The 20959-nt window shown below is 44.6% G+C and carries 19 protein-coding genes; 8 read left to right on the top strand and 11 right to left on the bottom strand.

From position 1 onward, the window contains the following. Nucleotides 1-365 precede the first annotated feature (365 nt). Nucleotides 366-1055, bottom strand: coding sequence for a DNA glycosylase (locus ACHUET_RS08600; RefSeq protein ID WP_394212151.1), 690 nt, complete (start codon nucleotides 1053-1055; stop codon nucleotides 366-368). Nucleotides 1056-1414: 359 nt separating this feature from the next. On the opposite strand from ACHUET_RS08600, the gene upp reads away from it, so the two are divergent. Beyond that, on the top strand, nucleotides 1415-2074 hold the full coding sequence (gene upp, locus ACHUET_RS08595) for a uracil phosphoribosyltransferase (RefSeq protein ID WP_201600324.1): 660 nt from the start codon (nucleotides 1415-1417) through the stop codon (nucleotides 2072-2074). A gap of 71 nt (nucleotides 2075-2145) precedes the next feature. Next, complete coding sequence (locus ACHUET_RS08590) at nucleotides 2146-2898, top strand: SDR family NAD(P)-dependent oxidoreductase (RefSeq protein ID WP_394212150.1); 753 nt, start codon at nucleotides 2146-2148, stop codon at nucleotides 2896-2898. Nucleotides 2899-2917: 19 nt separating this feature from the next. On the opposite strand, the gene ACHUET_RS08585 is transcribed toward ACHUET_RS08590, so the two are convergent. Continuing rightward, nucleotides 2918-3571 carry a hypothetical protein gene (locus ACHUET_RS08585; RefSeq protein ID WP_394212148.1) on the bottom strand — a complete coding sequence of 218 codons (654 nt, stop codon included), beginning with the start codon at nucleotides 3569-3571 and terminating at the stop codon, nucleotides 2918-2920. A gap of 175 nt (nucleotides 3572-3746) precedes the next feature. On the opposite strand from ACHUET_RS08585, the gene ACHUET_RS08580 reads away from it, so the two are divergent. Next, nucleotides 3747-4703 (top strand): alpha/beta fold hydrolase, encoded by a 957-nt coding sequence (locus tag ACHUET_RS08580; protein ID WP_394212146.1) that lies wholly within the window; start codon nucleotides 3747-3749, stop codon nucleotides 4701-4703. 185 nt (nucleotides 4704-4888) lie between these two features. Further along, entirely contained in the window at nucleotides 4889-5725 is an 837-nt protein-coding gene (locus ACHUET_RS08575; RefSeq protein WP_394212145.1) for an alpha/beta fold hydrolase, read from the top strand. A gap of 85 nt (nucleotides 5726-5810) precedes the next feature. On the opposite strand, the gene ACHUET_RS08570 is transcribed toward ACHUET_RS08575, so the two are convergent. From ACHUET_RS08570 to tyrS, 4 genes are read right to left on the bottom strand one after another with little or no spacing between them, the layout of a single operon-like run. Then, on the bottom strand, nucleotides 5811-6050 hold the full coding sequence (locus ACHUET_RS08570; protein ID WP_394212143.1) for a DUF1653 domain-containing protein: 240 nt from the start codon (nucleotides 6048-6050) through the stop codon (nucleotides 5811-5813). A 31-nt stretch (nucleotides 6051-6081) separates the two neighbouring features. After that, nucleotides 6082-6450, bottom strand: a complete 369-nt coding sequence (locus ACHUET_RS08565) for a GNAT family N-acetyltransferase (protein ID WP_394212141.1) — start codon at nucleotides 6448-6450, stop codon at nucleotides 6082-6084. Further along, nucleotides 6390-6656, bottom strand: coding sequence for a GNAT family protein (locus ACHUET_RS08560; protein WP_394212140.1), 267 nt, complete (start codon nucleotides 6654-6656; stop codon nucleotides 6390-6392). Before ACHUET_RS08560 ends, ACHUET_RS08565 begins: the two co-directional genes overlap by 61 nt. A gap of 38 nt (nucleotides 6657-6694) precedes the next feature. Beyond that, nucleotides 6695-7909: a tyrosine--tRNA ligase gene (gene tyrS, locus ACHUET_RS08555; RefSeq protein ID WP_394212138.1), complete on the bottom strand. Its 1215-nt coding sequence runs from the start codon at nucleotides 7907-7909 to the stop codon at nucleotides 6695-6697. A 143-nt stretch (nucleotides 7910-8052) separates the two neighbouring features. Here tyrS and ACHUET_RS08550 point away from each other — a divergent pair, with 143 nt between their 5' ends. The 3 genes from ACHUET_RS08550 (at nucleotide 8053) to ACHUET_RS08540 (ending at nucleotide 11919) form a co-directional block, all read left to right on the top strand. Next, nucleotides 8053-9429 (top strand): anhydro-N-acetylmuramic acid kinase, encoded by a 1377-nt coding sequence (locus ACHUET_RS08550; RefSeq protein WP_394212136.1) that lies wholly within the window; start codon nucleotides 8053-8055, stop codon nucleotides 9427-9429. 153 nt (nucleotides 9430-9582) lie between these two features. Continuing rightward, nucleotides 9583-10917: a beta-ketoacyl-ACP synthase II gene (gene fabF, locus ACHUET_RS08545; protein ID WP_394212163.1), complete on the top strand. Its 1335-nt coding sequence runs from the start codon at nucleotides 9583-9585 to the stop codon at nucleotides 10915-10917. A 180-nt stretch (nucleotides 10918-11097) separates the two neighbouring features. Next, complete coding sequence (locus ACHUET_RS08540; RefSeq protein ID WP_394212134.1) at nucleotides 11098-11919, top strand: hypothetical protein; 822 nt, start codon at nucleotides 11098-11100, stop codon at nucleotides 11917-11919. Nucleotides 11920-12028: 109 nt separating this feature from the next. Here ACHUET_RS08540 and ACHUET_RS08535 read toward each other — a convergent pair whose 3' ends face one another. From ACHUET_RS08535 to ACHUET_RS08515, 5 genes are all read right to left on the bottom strand, one after another. Further along, complete coding sequence (locus tag ACHUET_RS08535; protein ID WP_394212132.1) at nucleotides 12029-13846, bottom strand: aminopeptidase P family protein; 1818 nt, start codon at nucleotides 13844-13846, stop codon at nucleotides 12029-12031. A gap of 272 nt (nucleotides 13847-14118) precedes the next feature. Next, on the bottom strand, nucleotides 14119-15621 hold the full coding sequence (locus tag ACHUET_RS08530; protein ID WP_394212161.1) for a peptide MFS transporter: 1503 nt from the start codon (nucleotides 15619-15621) through the stop codon (nucleotides 14119-14121). Nucleotides 15622-15982: 361 nt separating this feature from the next. Continuing rightward, nucleotides 15983-16441: a hypothetical protein gene (locus tag ACHUET_RS08525; RefSeq protein WP_394212131.1), complete on the bottom strand. Its 459-nt coding sequence runs from the start codon at nucleotides 16439-16441 to the stop codon at nucleotides 15983-15985. Nucleotides 16442-16577: 136 nt separating this feature from the next. Beyond that, entirely contained in the window at nucleotides 16578-18152 is a 1575-nt protein-coding gene (gene lnt, locus ACHUET_RS08520; protein ID WP_394212129.1) for an apolipoprotein N-acyltransferase, read from the bottom strand. Between the two features lie 276 nt (nucleotides 18153-18428). Continuing rightward, on the bottom strand, nucleotides 18429-19328 hold the full coding sequence (locus ACHUET_RS08515) for a CBS domain-containing protein (protein ID WP_075106412.1): 900 nt from the start codon (nucleotides 19326-19328) through the stop codon (nucleotides 18429-18431). A gap of 263 nt (nucleotides 19329-19591) precedes the next feature. On the opposite strand from ACHUET_RS08515, the gene ACHUET_RS08510 reads away from it, so the two are divergent. Beyond that, nucleotides 19592-20947 (top strand): Lnb N-terminal periplasmic domain-containing protein, encoded by a 1356-nt coding sequence (locus ACHUET_RS08510; RefSeq protein WP_394212127.1) that lies wholly within the window; start codon nucleotides 19592-19594, stop codon nucleotides 20945-20947. Nucleotides 20948-20959: the final 12 nt, after the last annotated feature.

Below are 20959 nucleotides of genomic sequence, written 5' to 3'. Positions count from 1 at the left end.
GCGAGCCGACTATCTTATCATAATGATTTGAATTGTCAAGCTTTATTTTAATTTGTTTCAACAGGTTAACTGGGTTAGTAATATGTAATTTACATATTCGTTGCCGCTAGTCCGTCTGATGAGGGCGTATTATAGAGGGTTTAATTTTTGTGTCAACCTGTTTTGTTAATGTTTCTTGGTTTATTTTCAAATATATTGAAACTGGTAATACTTTCAATGGGTTAGATATTCAATGATTTGAGCTAATTGATGGGTAGTTGGAAATGCGTTCTAAACGATAGACCTGTTAGATATGTTATTGGGTTTTACTGACTGCATAAGCTTCTCTATTTCTAATACCCATCTATAAAGAGTTATCTTTTATATTACAACTTACCCACCCTCTCAAAGAACGCTTTATATGCAGCGACTTTCTTATCCAACGATAACGGATAGGCACGTGAGGTTGAAGGTAATCTATACAAGGTTAAATCATTAACATCTATTTTTTTATTATCCGCATCCTGCCACTGATAAGGATAATCCATACTCTGATTGGTTTTTGGATACTTTGATTTAGCAATCGGCTCGACTAATAACCCGAGCAGTACTTCGGTCGCCTTGCCTCCTGTCGTGAACAATGACTTTACCTTTGGCACTTGCGGCAAGATAACATCTAAATCAACGGGTGTGACTACCGTTAGGTTTTTATCCGAAGCATTACCTGTCTCACGAATGGCTTGCTTTACTGTCGGACAAGAAGCGATGCCACGCTCGAACATAAAATCTCGAATACGCTCAGGGTCAAAGCGCTTCTCATCGCCGACTCTAAAGTAATCAGCGTCCTCAAAAAACACTCGGCCATAGATGCGCCACATATCATTATAAAAATTGGGATAATGAAAGCTCATTGCCCATTTATCGCTAGTCGGCGGAAATGTACCCATCATCATGACCGTGGCATTGGGCGGTAAGACAGGCTCAAAGGGGTGATTTTCAAGCTCTGTGGCTTTATCATCAAATGATGTCGGTTTAGTATCAGCATTTTTTTGGGTGCTTGGTGTTTTTATAGTCATGATATTCTTCATCAGAAAAGCGGTTTTTTTGGTATCATAGCAAGTCTAAACACTACCTCACTTATAATCACGTTATATAGTCAAACTTAGTCGGTTCAATCAGTTGACTTAAGATAGCGCGATATCATTTTACTTAGCCTGAATTGCTTAGGCTTTGATGGCAGCTGTGAACGCAAATATTGTCATCGCGATAAATGCGCACTGTCGTAAAATAGTTGATTAGCTTGATTGTGAAGGCATTAACTTTACTCTTGATATGCCAAAGATATGGTTAAAGTGCGGTAAGTGTTTGTATCTTTTATACTAATAGCAACCGCAGTAATTGCGCAAGCATCAGACAAGAAACCGAGAGAGATTCTATGAGTGACTTAAACAGCGATTTAAAAATTACGGTAATCGATCATCCATTAGTCCGTCATAAACTCAGCCTCATGCGCGAAAAAGACTGTAGTACTTATAAATTTCGTACATTGACCAAAGAGCTTGCACGCTTGATGGCTTATGAAGCAAGCCGTGATTTTGAGATTGAGACTTTCCCAATGCAAGGCTGGTGCGGCGAAATCACTGGTGAGCAAATCATCGGTAAGACGGCAACTATCGTACCGATTCTACGCGCAGGTATTGGCATGCTTGACGGGGTGCTCGACTTAATCCCTACTGCTAAGATTTCTGTGGTAGGTCTACAACGTGATGAAGAAACGTTGCAGCCAGTACCATTCTTTGAAAAATTTGTCAGTCACATGGACAAACGTCCTGCGCTTATCATTGACCCAATGCTAGCCACGGGTGGCTCAATGGTTGCGACTATTGAGATGCTAAAGAAAAATGGCTGTACGAATATTAAAGCATTGGTACTCGTGGCTGCACCTGAAGGCGTACGTTTGGTCAATGAAGCGCATCCTGACGTGACTATTTATACCGCTGCGCTAGACAGTCATTTGGATGAGCATGGTTATATTATTCCCGGTCTGGGTGATGCGGGTGATAAAATCTTTGGCAAGCAATTATCAAATAGATAAACCGTCTTAGCATAAAAAGTAGTCATCAAGATTATGGTAAAAATCTAGCACATCAATAATAAGGACAGGCAATGAATGTATTGATTACAGGAGCAAGCGCAGGTTTTGGTAAAGCACTGGCAGAGCGTTTGGTTGCAAATGGTCATCGTGTGGTTGGGTGCGCTAGACGTATCGACAAACTGAATGCTTTGGCAGATACTTTGGGTGAGAACTTTTTACCTGTGGTGATGGATGTGAGCGATACGGATTCTATCCCGCAAATCATTGCTGACTTGCCTGATGACTTTAAACAGATTGATGTTTTGGTCAATAATGCAGGATTGGCACTCGGTACAGAGCCTGCCCACAAAGCCAGTCTCGATGATTGGATGCGCATGACGGATACCAATGTTAAAGGTCTAATGGCATTGACTCATGCAGTCTTGCCAGCGATGGTTGAGCGCGATAGTGGTTATATCATCAATGTCGGCTCGATTGCTGGTAGCTGGCCGTACTTTGGTGGCAATGTGTACGGCGCAACTAAAGCGTTTGTCAAACAATTTAGCCTAAATTTACGTGCTGATCTTATTGGTACGCAGGTGCGTGTGACCAATATTGAACCGGGCGTAGTTGCGGGTACTGAGTTTTCAAACGTGCGCTATCATGGTGATGATGACAAAGCAGCTAAAGTCTATGATGGCTTTAAGACCATGACAGGTGAAGATATCGGCGATATATTACTGTGGCTGATTGAGTCGCCTGCGCATATCAATGTTAATCGTTTGGAAGTGATGCCAGTCGCACAAACCTATAACGGTCTGACGGTGGCTAAAAAAGACCGTTAAAAGCGCATCTATTTAACAATCAACGTAACTCGTAAGACCGAAGCAATATAGATGACTCTATATTGCTTTTTTTTATATCTTCAATCGTCACCTCATTGACCAAGCGCAAATCCTCAAAGTCCATAATCAATACTTCATTACGCAGGCGCTCGCTAGTGCGCTTATTGTGACGTATGGGAAACCCTAATACTTGCTTACCGACGATGGTGATTTGATTAACGATTACCTTTGAATGAGAAACCTGATGAGTTGCCATTTTTTGTGCGTTAATGATGGCCGTGGCAGGATTTACGGTGGTGGTGAGCAGCTTTGTTTGTCGTACCACTTTTGGCATCTCTCCTGCAAAAAATAATACCTGATCTAATGGCATATATTGCGCATGGCGGGTCAGCTCTTGACGAAACAAGGCAGGCATTTCTACATTAAAACTGTCTTCTGTTTGTTGATAAAACGCGGTAAAGTTGCGATGCAAATACCGTCCAAACACCGTGGCATTAATCCATTCTTGATAAATATCGTTCGCCAGTAGTCGCTTGGAAAAGCTATTGGCATCTACCGTAACCTCATTATTTAGTATCGATAATAAAAGCGCTTGTGGACTGGTAAATGTCTGCTGCTCCCAAACTTGTGGATACAAGCTACTATCCAATGACGACAATATCGATTTGCTCATACCCTTCTATCCTTATCAGTTATCGCTACTGCTTTTACCGTTAGCCAAATTCTATGCTATGGTCAGATGACTGCTTCAATATAACAGTCTTTTATTCGCGGTATGAATACGTTTGTAAAAATACATCTTGACCACTCAACCAAGATGGCTTGATAACCAAAAGTGATGTCATTCTATGAAAAAAACTCTTCTTCCCCTACCCGCGTCATATCAATTACGAACAATCAATATAAAGACAGCTGATGGTACGGCGCTACCCGTGTCTGTCATTGGGAATGGCAAACCCGTCATGATGATGCATGCTTATGGCATGGATGCGCGTGAATTTTTACCTTTTATACTGCCACTAATGGGTAAATATGAGTTTTACTTGCCGCATTTTCGAGGTTTTGGTGCAGCAAAAAATATTGAGTTGACGCAGTTTGATTTTATACGTCAGTATGCTGATGATGTCGATGCGGTGATTAAACACGTCTGCCTGAGGCGTCACGTAGAGTCGCTACTTGTAGCCGCGATTTCTATGGGGGCACTCGTCATGTGGTCTTATTTTGAACGTTTTGGTACAGCTAGAGTCAGTCGCTATCTGAATATTGATCAAAGCCCTGTGATTCACAATCAACCAGATTGGCAAGGCGGCTTGTTTGGGGATCGACAAAAAGAGATGTTTGCCGTGTTTCAAGACATTGTCGATAGGACACTACCCTATGCGCAAGTTGAACACTTTACGCACTTGCCGTTTTCTCTCAAACGCCATGTGACCGATGTCGAAAGATTGTTTTCTTTACTCTCTGTCAGCCGTCCACGCTCGAAAGCTGTCGTTCAGACACTTACTCATCAAAACGATCATAAGCTGGCATTTTATAATCACCAAACATGGCAACATAAAATGCGCTGCCTGCAAGCATATCTGGCGATATCTTACGATTTTCGTGCAGGTATAGAGAACGTCATCATCCCAGTGGTCAGTCTCATTGGTGGACAATCAAAACTCTATGACCCCAAATGGCAGCAAGAAACCACACGTATGCTACCTAATGCTCGTGACGTTATCCTGCCGCGCTCAGGACATGCCGTACCCGTCGATGAGCCATTGCGATTTCATAAGATATTAAAAGAATTTCTACAAGATTGACTAGGATTTTACACAACCGCTTTATAATTACTACTATAACTTTACAACCTGTCGTAGCAATTAACTTGGGCTGATTCTATACTAAAAAGCTGATGCAAATCCTTAATGACTCACTATGAACGACAGTCACTGATAAGCATCAACATAAAAATATATGAATATAATAATACCAAAAGGATAAGATCATGCCCTACGCTACCGTTGCGACTCAAGACGATCAACCGGTCGAACTCTATTACGAAACCCAAGGTACTGGCAAACCTGTCATACTCATTCATGGCTGGCCACTTAGTGGACGCGCTTGGGAAGCACAGCTACCTGCGCTAGTCGAAGCTGGTTATCAAGTCATTACCTATGACAGACGTGGCTTTGGTCAATCGTCCAAACCATGGAATGGATACGACTACGACACCCTAGCCCAAGACTTGAAAGGCTTGATGGAGGCGCTCGATTTACAAGATGCGACCATCGTTGGCTTCTCTATGGGTGGCGGTGAAGTGGCTCGCTATCTTGGCAAATATGGCTCAGAGCGTGTGAGCAAAGCGGTACTGGCGTCTGCTGTTCCGCCGTATCTGTTTAAGGCAGATGATAACCCTGATGGCGGTCTTGAAGAAGCAGACATTCAAGGATTCTTGGATGGCGTGAGCGATGATCGTATTGCCTTTTTGAATGACTTTACCAAGAATTTCTTTACGCCAAAAGACGGTAAGTCGCTGGTCAGTAAGCCTATGCGCTTATACAACCGCGATATCGCTGCTTTCGCCTCTGCCAAAGCAACCTTTGATTGCGTCAAATCGTTCAGCTACACGGACTTCCGCGATGATTTAAAAGCGTTTGATGTGCCAACCTTAGTCATACATGGTGATGCCGATCAAATCGTCCCGTTTGAAGCAAGCGGTGAACGCTCTCACGATATGATTGCAGACAGTAAACTGCATGTCGTTGAAGGTGGTCCACATGGTATCAATGTGACCCATAGCGAAGAGTTCAATAAAACATTGATTGCATTTTTAAACAGTTAATTGACTGTCTATATATAAAATAAAAAAACGACCTCAACGGGTCGTTTTTTATTGGATGAAATTTATATTCGATCATAATTCATTATTAATCGTTTAAGCACTGAATCAATTCGAACCTTGGAATTTCTTTGCCCTCAACGGTGATCATTTCAGTAAACATGGTAAGCGGGCGTACCCACACGCCATACTCACCGTAAAGACAACGGTACACCACAAGCGACTCTTCGGTTTCTGAGTGCTTTGCCGTGTGCAGCACTTGATAAATGTTACCTTTGTAATGGCGGTAAATGCCTTGGACTACCGTGTTTTGATTTTGTTGAGACATAAACCACTCATTTATATTAATAGTTAAAAGATTAATAAACGCTTTGTACTTTTGTTGCAAGCTTGGGCTTTACATCTGCCCATTCAGAGCTAACGATACTGTACATAACTGTATCTGAAATAATGCCATCACGGCGTACTCGATTGCCACGAATCACCCCATCCTTTTTAGCACCTAAGCGTTCGATAGCCTGTTGTGAGCGGTAATTATCAATATCTGTACGCCATCTTACGGTTTGATATTCTAGCGTTTCAAATACATAGGTGAGCAGCATAAGCTTACAGGTGGTATTGACATGCGTGCGCCAGTAAGATTTAGCATACCATGTATAGCCAATCTCTAAGCGTTTGGTAGTCGGCAAAATGTCATGAAAGCTCGTTGACCCAATCGCTTTGCCCATACGCTCATCACGGCAAAAGCTTGTCTGTCAGGCATTGAATCTGCAATATTAATATAGTCAATGACTTTGTCTGGCTCAGGTACAGATGTCACGTTTATTTTCCACAATTTACCATCTTGGCAAGCCTCAACCAAGTCAGTGGCATGAGCGAGCGTTAATGGCTCAAGGATAATGCCATTACTCGATAAGGTAACCTGTTCTAGCATTTATCTCTCCTCAAGCCATTATTGATGTGAGCAAGCGCTTAAGCAACCGTCACTTTTGCATAGGCTTTCTTGCCTGCTTGAATCACAACCGTTTGACCTGAGCTTAAGCTAAAGCCAGCATTGACCTCTTCACCATCGACTTTGACTGCATTGCGCTTGATCATGTCTTTTGCTGCGGCACTATTTTTAGTCAAACCTGCTTGGTTTAATATCTGTGTGATAAACAATGCCTCTTGACCTTCTTCAAGCGTTAATGTCACTTCTGGCAAATCCACTGGCAACTCACCATCTGCTAAGACATTGCCTGCTGATTTGTGCGCATTTGCCGCGGCGTCAGCATCATGGAAACGCTCGATTAATTCTTCAGCAAGGATACGTTTGATTTCTTGTGGATTGCGCCCGTCTTTCATTTCGCGCATTAAGCCTTCGATCTCTTCCATTGGCTTAAAGCTCAAAAACTCAAAGTAGCGATGGATCAAGGTATCTGGCATCGATAGGATTTTTTGGTACATGGTGCCTGGCGCATCATAGATGGCGACATAGTTGCCTAGAGATTTAGACATTTTATTGACACCGTCTAGCCCCTCTAAGATTGGCACAGTAATACAAACTTGTTGCTCTTGGTCATAGCGGCCTTGCAACGTACGACCCATCAATAAGTTGAAGGTTTGATCCGTACCACCAAGCTCAACATCGGCTTTTAGGGCGATAGAATCATAGCCTTGTACTAACGGATAGAGAAACTCATGAATTGAGATAGGTGTTTGCGACGCATAACGTTTCGAGAAGTCATCACGCTCAAGCATACGCGAGACCGTCTGCTGACTGGCAAGCTGAATCATATCAGCGGCGCTCATATCATTGAACCACTCAGAGTTGAAGACCACGCGGGTCTTTTCTTTGTCCAAGATTTTAAATACTTGCTCAGCATAGGTCGTAGCATTGGCTTTGATTTGCTCATCAGTCAATGGCGGACGCGTAGAGTTCTTACCAGAAGGGTCGCCAATCTTGGCAGTATAGTCACCAATCAAGAAATAAATCTCATGACCCAAATCTTGAAAATGCTTGAGCTTGTTGATCAAAACCGTGTGACCTAAATGCAGATCAGGCGCGGTAGGATCAAAGCCTGCTTTAATACGTAGCGGACGGTTGAGCTTTAGCTTGGCGACTAAGTCGTCTTCAGATAAAATCTCTTGCGTACCGCGCTGAATAAGGGCCAGCTGTTCTTCTAGGGTGTAAGTTTGATTGGTCATGGTTCTCTCTATATGTCTCTTTAATTAGGATTTTTATAAATGACGGTTACTGGCTCAACACCTTATGACGTTTAGAAGCTCAAAAGGTCAGAAAAAATGCTAGAATTTGACGGATATACTAGCGTTTTTTAAGGTAAATTGCCATGACCAACCCCGCATCGATTGCTGATACTGACCATAATGCCCTCGCAGACTTGCTTATGAATAATGGTTTGGGTAATAGCTCAGACGATATTGATGATTTGACCTCGGATAATTCGAACTATGCCACACTGACCGATGCGCTTGAGCAAACGGTGTTTGAAAGCTTTGATGACGGCTTATATATCGGCATGATGTCGGGTACCAGCTTGGATGGTATGGACGCGGTTATTTGTCAGTTTAATCATGACACGGGCGATACAGAAAATCCCAGTAATAAAGAAAACACCCAACCGCCAATGCAGCTGCTGGCGACATATAGTCAAGATTTTCCACCACGATTGCGTGAGGTCCTATTGGCATTATGTCAGCCAAATGGTGTGAATCAATTAACACCAACAGCAGAAGAGCCAAACAGCGAGCTTGACTGGTTTGGTTGGGCAAGTCGCGAATATGCGGAGTTCGCAAGCGAGGTGGTCAATACATTATTACAGCAAGCAGATATCGATGCTGAATCAGTACTGGCGATTGGCTGTCATGGGCAAACAGTACGCCATCGCCCGCAGATGGGTTTTAGCTTGCAATTGGTCGATGCCAATATCATCGCTGAGCGTACTGGTATTAGCGTCGTCAGTGATTTTCGTCGCCGTGATATGGCCGTCGGTGGTCAAGGTGCGCCATTGGTTCCTGCCTTCCACCAAGCACTGTTTGGCGCATCCGATCACACACGCGTGATATTAAATTTGGGCGGTATTGCCAATATAACCGTCTTGCCTGCTGATGGAAAAGATCTGGTTGTTGGCTACGATACTGGACCTGCAAACTTACTATTGGATGCGTGGACAGCATTGCATACTGATAATAGCTATGATGCGAGTGGTGCTTGGGCACAGTCTGGAATCATCATTGAACCGCTATTAGAGCAGCTTTTGGCACATCCATTTTTTGCTCAGTCTCATCCCAAAAGTACGGGCCGCGAAGATTTTAACTTGGCTTGGCTACAGGATGAGTTGCAAACATTCGATCAGACTTCTGTCTATACTCGCTACTCATCTGCAGATGTACAAGCCACATTGACTGAGCTAACCGCTATTAGTGCAAGTACACAAATCAATATGTTTATCAATGCTAAAGAAAATAGCTCAGTATCTGTCTGCGGTGGCGGTGCATTAAATGACTATTTGATGACGCGTCTACGAGCTCACTTACTCCACTCTACAGTAATGACCACGGATCATTTAGGGCTGGCACCAACATGGGTAGAGGCCGTGGCTTTTGCTTGGTTAGCTAGACAAACACTGATGGGCGAAACTGGTAATTTACCTGCTGTAACTGGTGCCAATAAAGGCGTGGTATTGGGACAAGTTTGTTTTGCCTGACCAGTTAGATTTTAGTTTACATACGTGCACCTATGTGTTTTATAATAACTTTAAAAACGCCATCCTCTTAGGACCCGTAAGTATAGGACATATCGCATGAGCCAACACAGCACTTCACCTATCGACCAAGCCACCAATGATGACACAAATAATATGACCGCAGCTCCTGTATACAAATCGCGTCAAAAACCCCCTCATTACGAGCGCTCTGATGATACGCGTGTGGTCGTGACAGGTATGGGTGCCATTACTCCGCTTGGTCTAGATGTTGATAGCTCATGGAGCAAGCTACTCAATGGTGATAGTGGTATCTCACCGATTACGCATTTTGATGCAACTGGTTACCGCGCGCAAATCGCAGGTGTGATCAAAGACTTTGAGGCTAAGCAGTACATGAGCGCCAAAGATGCGCGCCGCTATGATGAGTTTATACACTACGGGATTGCAGCGTCCTCTATGGCACTACAGCACGCTGGTCTTATCAATGAAGTCAGTGCTGCTGATGCGCCAGTACAAGGGGTTGATCAAGATCGCTTTGGTATTATCTTGGGTTCAGGTATTGGTGGTATCCAAACCATCGAAAACAGTCGCGATACCCTACACGAAAAAGGGGCTGCCAAAGTCTCACCCTTTATCATCCCAGGCTCTATTGTCAATATGGCAGCAGGATTGGTCGCGATTAAACACAACTTAAAAGGGCCAAATCTTGCGACATCAACGGCCTGTACTACCGCAACTCACGCTATCGGTCTTGCTGCGCGTTTGATCGCCTATGGTGATGCCGATGTCATGCTGGCTGGCGGTAGTGAAAAAGGCTCAAGCCCACTTGGTATAGCAGGCTTTAGCGCGATGCATGCCCTCTCCACGCGTAACGATGAGCCAACCAAAGCATCACGTCCGTTTGATAAAGGCCGTGACGGTTTTGTACTTGGTGACGGTGCTGGTATGGTCGTCTTAGAAAGCCTTGCCCACGCCAAAGCGCGCGGTGCAACGATATTGGCAGAGCTGGTCGGGTTTGGCATGAGCGATGACGCCAGTCATATTACCGCACCACCAGAAGATGGTAGCGGCGCTGCAAAAGCCATGCGCAATGCCCTCAATGATGCTGGGATTGAACCCGCAAGCGTCGGTTATGTCAATGCGCACGGTACCAGTACACCTGCAGGTGATGTCGCTGAATCAATTGCTATTGAAACCGTGTTTTCACCAGTGAAAGACAGTATTTTGGTGAGCTCAACCAAATCTATGACAGGACACTTACTTGGTGCAGCAGGCGGTGTGGAAGCCATATTTACCGTGCTTGCCCTACAGCATCAGCACGTACCACCCACCATTAACCTAGAAGATGTAGAAGATAACTGCAATCTCGATTATGTGGCCAACCAATCACGTAAAGTCGATAACTTGCAATATGCTGTATCCAACAGCTTCGGCTTTGGCGGTACCAATGGATCCTTGATATTTGCACGCTGGCCTATCAACCACTAATAACCAAAAGCATATCGTGCGATGCGATACCGCGTTTTTGCATTACCGCGTTGCCGAATTGTCGAATTGTCATTTTGATACGTCTGAACATTGTAACGTTGTTGTCAGTTTGGCTACGTTTGTCCACTTGCAGCCCCTTATCGTACTTGCGTATGATAAGGGGTAATTTTTGGAACATTTATGGAAGATACCATGTCAAGCTACTCATTTTCCCATCAGTTTTATCAGCGCTGGACGTGTGCACCGGATCCAGTACGCGCTGCAATTACCCAAGAGCTAAAAGACATCACCACCCTACTGCAAGCAGATACCGTATTTGAAAGCTTCACTTTTCATACACATGACTTGAATACCCATGTGGACGAGCTGTATGATAACTATAATGCCGAGCAAGCCATCGCTAAGGCAATCATAGATAAACAAGAACAAGAGCGCGCAGCGACTGAAAAACAACAGTTAGAAGAACAGAAAAAAGAGGCCGAAGAGACTGCGCGTAAAGCAGAAGCTACGCGACGTGAACAAGCAGAAACGGCTCAAAAAGAACAAGAAAAAAATGAGCAGCGAGCAGCCGACAAAAGCAGTATGGATGAAAAAGCCATCTCCGATAAAGGCGTCACAGACAACGATACTGATGACAACTCAAAAATCGAAAAGACTGACTCTGAAGTAGCCAATAGTGAGAGTAGGACTAGCGATCATAAAAACGCTGATAGCAAAACCATGAGCGATCAAACTCATGCGCTGGTCAATCATCATATCAAAGACATTAATAATAATACCAGTGCAGCCATCAACTTGGTGTTAGAAGACAGTGAGCTGGATCCGGCGGATCAAACGTTAATTCGTGAGCTTGAAAACCAAATCGACGACTACTTGAGTGAGCAAATGATGCTCATGTCGGAAAATCTGAAATCTTGGCTACGTGCTGAGATGACTCAGCATTTCAGTGAGCAAAATATGTCAGCTACTACTGAAAACGCGGCTAAGAAAAATATTCACTAACGGCAACAATCTCTATTTTCTAAAAAGCCCTGTAGCACAAACATTAAAAAGCCCCGTAAATTATTTACGGGGCTTTTTAGTACTTTTAGTTAATGTTTTGAGCTTGGTATTAAATGGCTTTGGTACGTTCAGTCAACCACTCAAGGGCGGCACCTTCTACGCGATCATTTAGCTCAGCATATACTTGGCTATGATAGCTATTTAACCAATCAATCTCGGTTTGATCCAATAGTGATGGCTCGATCAGGCGCGTGTCGATTGGGCAATAAGTGATGGTTTCAAAGTGTAAGAATTGACCAAACTCTGTCTCAGTAGGATTGGCAACTGGTGTATTCACGACCAAGTTCTCAATACGGATACCCCATTTGCCCTCGCGGTACAAACCTGGCTCATTACTTGAAATCATACCGACTTTCATCGCACGCTCTTTTGGTGTACTGGCGCTATAAGCGATCACTTGCGGGCCTTCATGCACGTTTAAGAAATAACCAACACCGTGACCAGTACCATGACCATAGTCCATCTGAGCCTGCCACAATGGTGCGCGGCAAATCGCATCAATCAATGGAGAGGCGATACCATCAGGGAAGTAAGCACGGGCAAGCGCAATATGGGCTTTGAGTACGGTCGTAAAGTCACGTTTGTGCTCAGCGGTAACTTGTCCAATACCGACCACGCGGGTGATATCTGTCGTACCATTTTGATACTGAGCGCCTGAGTCAATGAGTAGTAAACCACCTTCACCCTCAGCCACATCAAGATAACTAAATTTTTCTGGCGTTGCGCGGTAATGCGGCAATGCACCATTTTCATTAAAACCAGCGATGGTTGGGAAGCTTGGCGATACATAATGCGGCTGACGGCTACGCACCTCTATCAGCATACTATCTACATCCAGCTCACTTAGGCGCTCGCCTGCTGCTAGACGCTGCTCAAACTCAGAAAAGAATTCAGCTAAAGCCGCGCCGTCTTGACGCATTGCCTCACGCACATGCTCGATATCTGAGTCAGACTTAACAGACTTAAGCAGTGTACTCGGTGCCATCTGCTCAATAAAGCCAACATCGTCTGCCATTTTGGACAAGGTACCGACTGCGACTTTACTTGGGTCTAATAGTAATAGATCTTCTGGTGTTAACGAACTCAATGCCTCTTGTACAGCAGAATAATCAGCCAATGTGATACCGCTGTCTTTTAGACTTTGTGCAATATCTTCGCTCACTTTATCGGTATCAACAAATAATGTTGCACTGTCTGTATCAATCAGCATATGTGCTAAGAACACTGGGTTGTAATCAACGTCAGCACCGCGCAAGTTCGTCAGCCAAGCGATGTCATCTAAGCTTGAGAGTAGATGATGGGTTGCGCCAGCATCCTTCATGCCTGCGCGTACTGCCGCAAGTTTTGAAGTCGCAGACTGTGCAAGAAACTGCTCATCATGTGCATACAATTTGGCATTAGGCAGTGCTGGACGATCTGTCCAAACGCTCGTCAATACATCACGTTCAGTGATCAAGGTAATATCACTGGCATCAAATGCATTCAATAGTCGATCTTGCTCAGCGATAGAGAGCACATTGCCATCAACTGCCACGCTATCTCCTTCTTGCAAATGATCGACCAGCCAGTCGATATGATTTGGTTGACCAGGTGCCAGCTTCTCCAAAGTGATACCCGTATCCTCTAGCTGCTCAGCGGCATGTACCCAATAACGGCTATCCGTCCATAGACCAGCAAAATCAGCTGTCACGACAAGTGTCCCTACTGAACCCGTAAACCCTGATAGCCACTGACGGGTTTGCCAATACTCTGGCAAATACTCAGACAGATGTGGATCGGCAGAGGGTACGATGATCGCAGTGAGGTCTTGAGCCACTAGCGTTTTGCGTAGCGTATCGATACGCTCTTGGATGATTTGTTTGTTCATGATAGGTGTCCTTATTTATTTTAGATAAATTATTTAGAAATCGAGGGGTGAGTAGCAACTATGAATAGTCGTCTTATTAGATGCTGCTTGATAGTATTGCAGCAGAACATAACTAGATGTTTGGGCAGAATGTAGGCTTTCAATAGCCTAAAAAATATCTCACTGATTAGAACAATAAAACGTGCTGCCAGTTATGGTAACACGTCTTATCATAGGTTATGGACTGATTCTATGGGCATGATAGAGGATTTGCATACACCAATTATCTGTCTTTATTGGCTTACCTCGTCAGCGTGCTCGCTTTTTTGCAGCATATTATTGATAGGCTTAGCCAATACCAACAGTATCACGGCAGAGACTACCAAGAAGATCGTCATAGTGGTAAACAAAGTCGGTAAACCTTCGATTTTATCCGCTGAGACATGGCCACCAAAGAATGCCGCAACCAAGTTACCCATCGCAATAGAAGCAAAGAAGAGCCCCATCATCTGACCTTGCATGCCTTTTGGTGCAAGCTTGGTCATTGATGACAGACCTACCGGGCTAAGCGCAAGCTCACCAAGGGTCAATAACAGCAGACTCCCCACCAACCATAAAGGCGATGCTAAGCCAGCACCAGGCGCTAAGATGCTTTTTGATGCAAAAATCATCAAGGCAAAACCAGCGGCTGCAAGTAGCATACCGAGTGCAAATTTCGCCATACTGCTCGGCTCAAGACCTCGATTACCCAGCTTGACCCAGATAATACTAACGATAGGCGCCAATATTAAAATAAATAGTGGGTTCAACGATTGAAACCAAATGCTTGGTATTTCGAACCCCATAACATTTAGATCCGTATAACGATCGGCAAATAAGTTAAAAGAGGTTGGCTGCTGCTCAAAACTTGACCAAAATAGCGTCGAGCCAATGATTAAAATAAAGCAGATCAGCAAGCGTAGTTTGTCCGTCTTATCCAATCGCGGTGAAATAAACATAATGGCAAAGTAAAGTATAACGACGGCAGCAATGATATAGGTCATATACTCCGCGACCAGCTCAGGGTTGAACGACACCATACCTGTAGAAACTAACAGCACAATGGCGACTAACAGCGCAACAAAACCACCTACCCAGCGGCCAATGTTTTTGTAGCGGTCATTGGAGTGTTCCCACTCGGCATCGATACCTTTGGCTCGCGCAAAACGCGTTAAATTCTTTTGGGCGACAAAACGATAGATGAGCAAGGACACTAGCATCCCCAAACCACCAACGCCAAAGCCGACGTGCCACATGCCTTTTTCTTTAAACACACCAACGATAAGTGCAGCCAATAACGCGCCGATGTTAATACCCATATAAAACAAGGTAAAACCGCCATCACGGCGAGAGTCACCCTTAGGATACAAAGCGCCAACCATCACTGAGATACAGGTCTTAAATAGCCCTGACCCCAAGACGATACAGATCAAACCAACGAAAAATAACGCCATTCCGAACACAGCGGAGAGTGCAATACATAAGTGACCAAGGGCAATCATAATACTACCCCACCACAGTGCACGCTCTTGACCCAGCCAGTTATCTGCTAGCCAACCGCCCGGTACGGCTGCCAAATATAATGAACCGGCAAAAATACCATAGATAGCAGAAGCCGTGACTTCATCGAACCCAAAACCACCACTACTCACTGTTGCTACCATAAATAGCACGAGTAGCGGACGGATACTATAGTAAGAGAAACGCTCCCACATCTCAGTAAAAAACAACGAGCGTAATGGCGCAGGGTGTCCCATAAAGCCATTGTCTAGTGCTTGTAGCTCAGCCGCACTAGCTTCTGATTTTGATTGTGTACTCACAACTTTATTCCTTTAAAGATTATTTTGGTAATGACCAAATGCCTAATTATTCCGATAAGCGGTCATATAGGCGGAACATTGTTTCACTTGGTTATAACCAAGTAAAGAAAAAGTTGGCTAAAAATTACACAAATACCCACAAAAAAGCTCGCTCTCAATCGCTGAGAGCGAGCTTTTTTTCGCTATAAAAAACCGTATTATCAAGGTGATATTACCGTTCGTAAATGCTTTATTTTTAAGTTACTTGCGAGTCACTTTCACTATTTATTTGGATAAACAGTCAGTCACTATATCAGGATTACTGTGCTGCTGTCTCATCAGCGACGTTACCAGTATCGACAGCATCCCCAGCATCTAAGTCACCATCCGCTTGCTCAGCAGTTAAATCAGCATCGGCAACTGCCGCTTGGCTTACTGTACCAGAAGCGGTCGCTGTACCTGCTTCTGCAGTGACGACTGCACTATCTTCATCTGTCGCTGGTGTGACGGTTGCATCTGCAGCAGTATCAGGTGCTGCTACATCTGCTGGTGCTGTTTCAGCATTTGCTTCAGCTGGGGCAGCGTCTTCGGTAGCAATGGCTTCTGCTTCATCAGCGGCCTCTGATGCTTCCGTTGGCGTAGCCGTGATATGCTCACCGGCTGGACGCAAAAATGCAGAAATACCAATAAGTAAAACAATACCTAAAAATAAGGCAATGCCACCTAGAGTGTATAACAGCTCTTTTTTTGGATTGTTATTGACGATACCTTCTGACATACCTTATCCACCTTGCACAAAATATTTGAAATATTGACCTATTATATCGCAATTTATACTGATTTGTGAAAACCCTTAAGTATTTAAAGGGTTTATTATCGACAATTTTACTATTCGCTTTTAGCGTTGATGACAGTTATTTACTCAAACGTACTGACGTCTTCGGACGCTTACCTAAGTAACTCAGTATCAGCAGCAGCGCCATAATAAACAAAATAGGATATTGGCCAAAACGCATAAACGGCGTATTACCAACGCGTGCCTGTATATTACCGCGTAGTACAGTGCGCTCAAACTGCGGAGCACGCGCTACGATGCGACCTTTATGATCGATGATAGCTGTCACCCCCGTGTTGGTCGCACGCATAAACCAGCGACCATTTTCGAGCGCGCGCATCTGTACCATTTGCAAATGCTGTAGCGGGCCTGCCGACGTACCGAACCACGCATCGTTTGAGATGGTCAATAAAAAGTCTGTGCCAATCGCGTTTTTGCGCGTGGTATCTGGATACGCGACTTCATAGCAGATAGCCGCACCCAAGTTATGGCCTCGTACACGCAGCGGTGACTGATGATCACTGCCGCGGCTATAGCTCATGATATCTTGGCTGCCTGCCAGATTTGGCAGGATATCAAGCACACCTTCAAACGGAATATATTCACCAAAGGGTACCAGACGCTGTTTTTTGTACAAACCATCTGCCTGAGCCCCTAGCGCAACCACACTATTATAAAATGGCGCATATTTATCTTTACTGGCATCAAACGCGGCTTCGTCTTTATAAGGAATGCCCGTCACCCATGTCGTGTCCGTCTCTTTGGCCATTTTTACCATTTCATTGATAAAACCAACCGCTTCTGTCTGAAACATCGGAATCGATGACTCAGGCCACAGCACAATGTCACGTCCCCACTCGTCACGAGTCAAGGTTGCGTAGATTTTTAGGGTTTCTATTTGATACTCAGTAAGCCATTTTAGATCTTGCGGGATATTGCCTTGAATCAAAGACACTGATAAATCAGGCGTACCTTTTGGTTTGGTCCACTGCGGATTGATCAACCATAGCGAGCAGCTAACAACCAACAAGGCTATCGACGGAATCATATAGCCTGCGCGACGACGCAACAGCTCAACGAGACTGGCAGCCAGAAGCACCGCCACAAAGGAAACAGCAAAGACACCCGCAACAGGCGCTAGCGAAGACAACCAATATTGCTCAGTAAATGCATAACCGACGAATAGCCAAGGAAAGCCTGTGAATAGCCACGTTTTCATCCACTCTTGGAGTATCCAAAGCGCAGCAAAAGATAATGGCTGCTTGCCAACCACTCGATTAAAAATCAGCGCCAAAAAGCCATGGAACAACCCCATGCCGAGACCCATCAGCGCAATCATAATCAGCGCAAGCCATACGGGCGTCGAACCATAGACATGGATAGATGTGTACAGCCAAAACGCACCCACACACCAAAGCCCCGTACCATATGCCTGCCCAATGAGGAAGGCGCGGCGACCTGTCATCTCTGGCATCAACAACGCATATAAAATGGCAGGTGATAGCAACGCAACTGGCCAAATCCCGTAAGGCGCGAGCGCAAGTGTGAAAGCGCCTCCTGCCAGCAAAGCGATCAGTACCGTCAGTCCCAGATGTAAGCCTTTTGGCTGTTCAGGGTTCAGGCGTTTTTGTAAATCAACAGTAGACAGACGCATAGCAGTTATCCAAGACCATATTTTTCAAAATTTTACAGCTCAGCACTGAGACAAAACCCAAGCAAAAACTGACTGCATAATGCTTTATGCAGGACCACAAATAAAATCCACCCATGATACCAGTCAAAACCCATCAGTGGGTAAATTTGCGTAGCGAAAACCTCATACCAAAATACAAAAGACAGAAAGCAAAAAACACGATGATTCATCGTGTTTTTTATTGAGCTTGCTAAGAATGTTTTATCACCAATTATTGATTATGGGAATACATACAAATTAATGGCTGCCTATCAGTATCTGCTGATCCCCATTGGTTTTGGTCAGCTCTAGATTTTGGATAAATCGTCCTTCAACATCGGTGATGGTGATTTGCCAATCATCTATCACCACGCTCTCGCCCTCCAAATCACCAACGAAACCGAGTGCTTGCATGACCAGACCGCCCATGGTATCGACATCGGTATCATCAAAACGACTGCCAAGCTCATCATTACAGTCCTCAATCACTGTAGATGCTTGCACGCGCCATGTGTTTGGCTTTTCAGGATCAGCGACGATATTATTAATATCGCTGTCTTCATCAAAATCATCATGCTCATCAACGATGTCACCAACGATTTCCTCTAACAAGTCTTCCATGGTAACGACACCACCAAAGTTGCCAAACTCATCGACGACGATCGCCATATGCACTTGCGTGCGCTGCAATGAGCGCAGCAGGGTATCAGAACGAGCTGTTTCACTGATATATAATGGCTGGCGCACCAAGTCTTTTAGACGTTTGCTATCGATTTTGTCTTCTTGGTTGCGTACCATGTGCACCAGAATAGGAATCAAATCTTTTGCCAATAGGATACCAATGACGGCATCATCATCTTGACTGTCAAAAACAGGATAGCGCGAGTGCGTCGTATCAAGAATGATATCCATCACTTCGTCAAGGCTAGTGCTTTCGTGCAGACCAATCACTTGCGGTCGCGGTGTCATGATTTCGCGCACTTGTGTCGCCGGCAGATCGAGCACGCCTTCTAACATATCGACCGTATCGGGCTCTAAAAACTGGCGCGAGTCTTGTACCAGACGAATCAATTCATCACGGGTTTCGGGGGCGGTCGATAGCCAGCGTTTTAAGCCGCGCATCGACCAACTACTCGGGCTGGGAGTGTCGTCAGACATGGTGGTGTGATTTAACCTCTTTAGTTAATGGCAATTAGAATAACCGTTCATAAGATAAGTAGATCATAGATGGGGACAAAAGCGCCAAATAAAACAGCGAGCTTATCATTATCTGTGTAACAAACAACAGACATACCAGCACAATTTAGCTTCACTTTATCGCAAGCCTCACCGACATTCAACGACAAATTCACTCAAATTGTATTGTCAGTGTGTTATAAACTTTGCTATGGTCAAAGCCATTATTTATCAAAACAAACTTTATGTCGCTACGCTCCGTTTTTTCCCGCTTATTATCATCGCGTTCACGCAGCCAGCTTGTAGACAGCCATTTTGTCAGTCGTGAGTTGGACAACAGATCAGCAGATAACAAACCACCAAGACCGACATGGCGACATCGTCTCGTGGTTTTTTTGATCGCTATCACAATATTGCTATCAGCAGTGTGGTTGCTATTAGCGATTTGGTACCAGTACGGGATAAGCTCCGTACTCACTTGGCTGGCAACACTCATCATCGTGGGTATATTAGCCGCACTGCTTGGTACGCGTTATTGGCATACAGTCACAAAGATACTGCACAGTGACTCATCGGCTGATAAAGCGTCCATTGGCAAAAAGTCGGTTGGTAAAAACACAGCACTTAAAAATACAGCACTTAAAAACATAGCGTCTAAAAATACAGCTACTAAGTGGCTTATTGGTTTATACGGAGCAACTTGGCTCATAGGTCTAGGCTGGTTTTTTTCTATCGAACCCCAGCAAGAGCGTGATTGGATGGCTGAGGTCGACCAACGGGTCTCTTATGAGCGCGATGCGACCAACCCTGATTTGATTACCTTAACCAATGTCCGTAATTTTGATTGGCGCACAGACGAGGACGCCACAGAGCATTGGGAGACGCGCACGATTGATTTATCTAAACTCTCTGGCGTTGATGTGACCAACTCTTATTGGATGGGGCCACTGATTGCTCATACTTTGGTCAGTTTTCGCTTTGAAGACGATAGACCACTTGCCTTCTCATTCGAAATTCGTAAAGAAAATGGCGAGTCGTTTTCGGCACTGGCGGGATTTTTTCGACGGTATGAGCTGAGCCTGATTGCCGCAGAAGAGCGCGATATTATCTATACGCGTAGCAACGCACGCGGTGAGCAAGTCTATCTGTTTCCTATCAGCAATTTGCAGCAACATGAGGTGAGATCGTTGTTTGAATCTTATCTAACGGCAATGGATGAGCTAAATACCAAACCCGCTTGGTACAACACGTTGACGAGTAACTGTACTAATATTATCTTTTATATGGCGCGTATCGTTAGTGGTGATCGCTTGCCGTGGGATTATCGAATTTGGGTCTCTGGCTGGCTGCCAAACTATCTATATGATGTCGGTATGCTGGATGCTGCGCCTGAAAAGCAAAACCAGCCTTGGTCAATGGATACGTGGTATGAGCGCACTCATATTAATCCAAAGACGCTCGGATTTGATAACCTGCACTCTATTGCCAATAGCCGTCAGTTCTCTCGGCAAATTCGTCAAGACATTCCGATACCACCATTGGCCGACTCTCAATCTAGTGCTGAAGCAAAAGCCAAATCGACTGCTCAGGCATCTTATTAGCGTGATAATCTG

The sequence above is a fragment of the Psychrobacter piscatorii genome, assembly GCF_043641605.1.
In the GTDB taxonomy this organism is placed as follows: Bacteria; Pseudomonadota; Gammaproteobacteria; order Pseudomonadales; family Moraxellaceae; genus Psychrobacter; species Psychrobacter piscatorii_C.
Note: the sequence above shows the minus strand (reverse complement) of the source record. Positions and strands in the feature narration are given on the sequence as shown.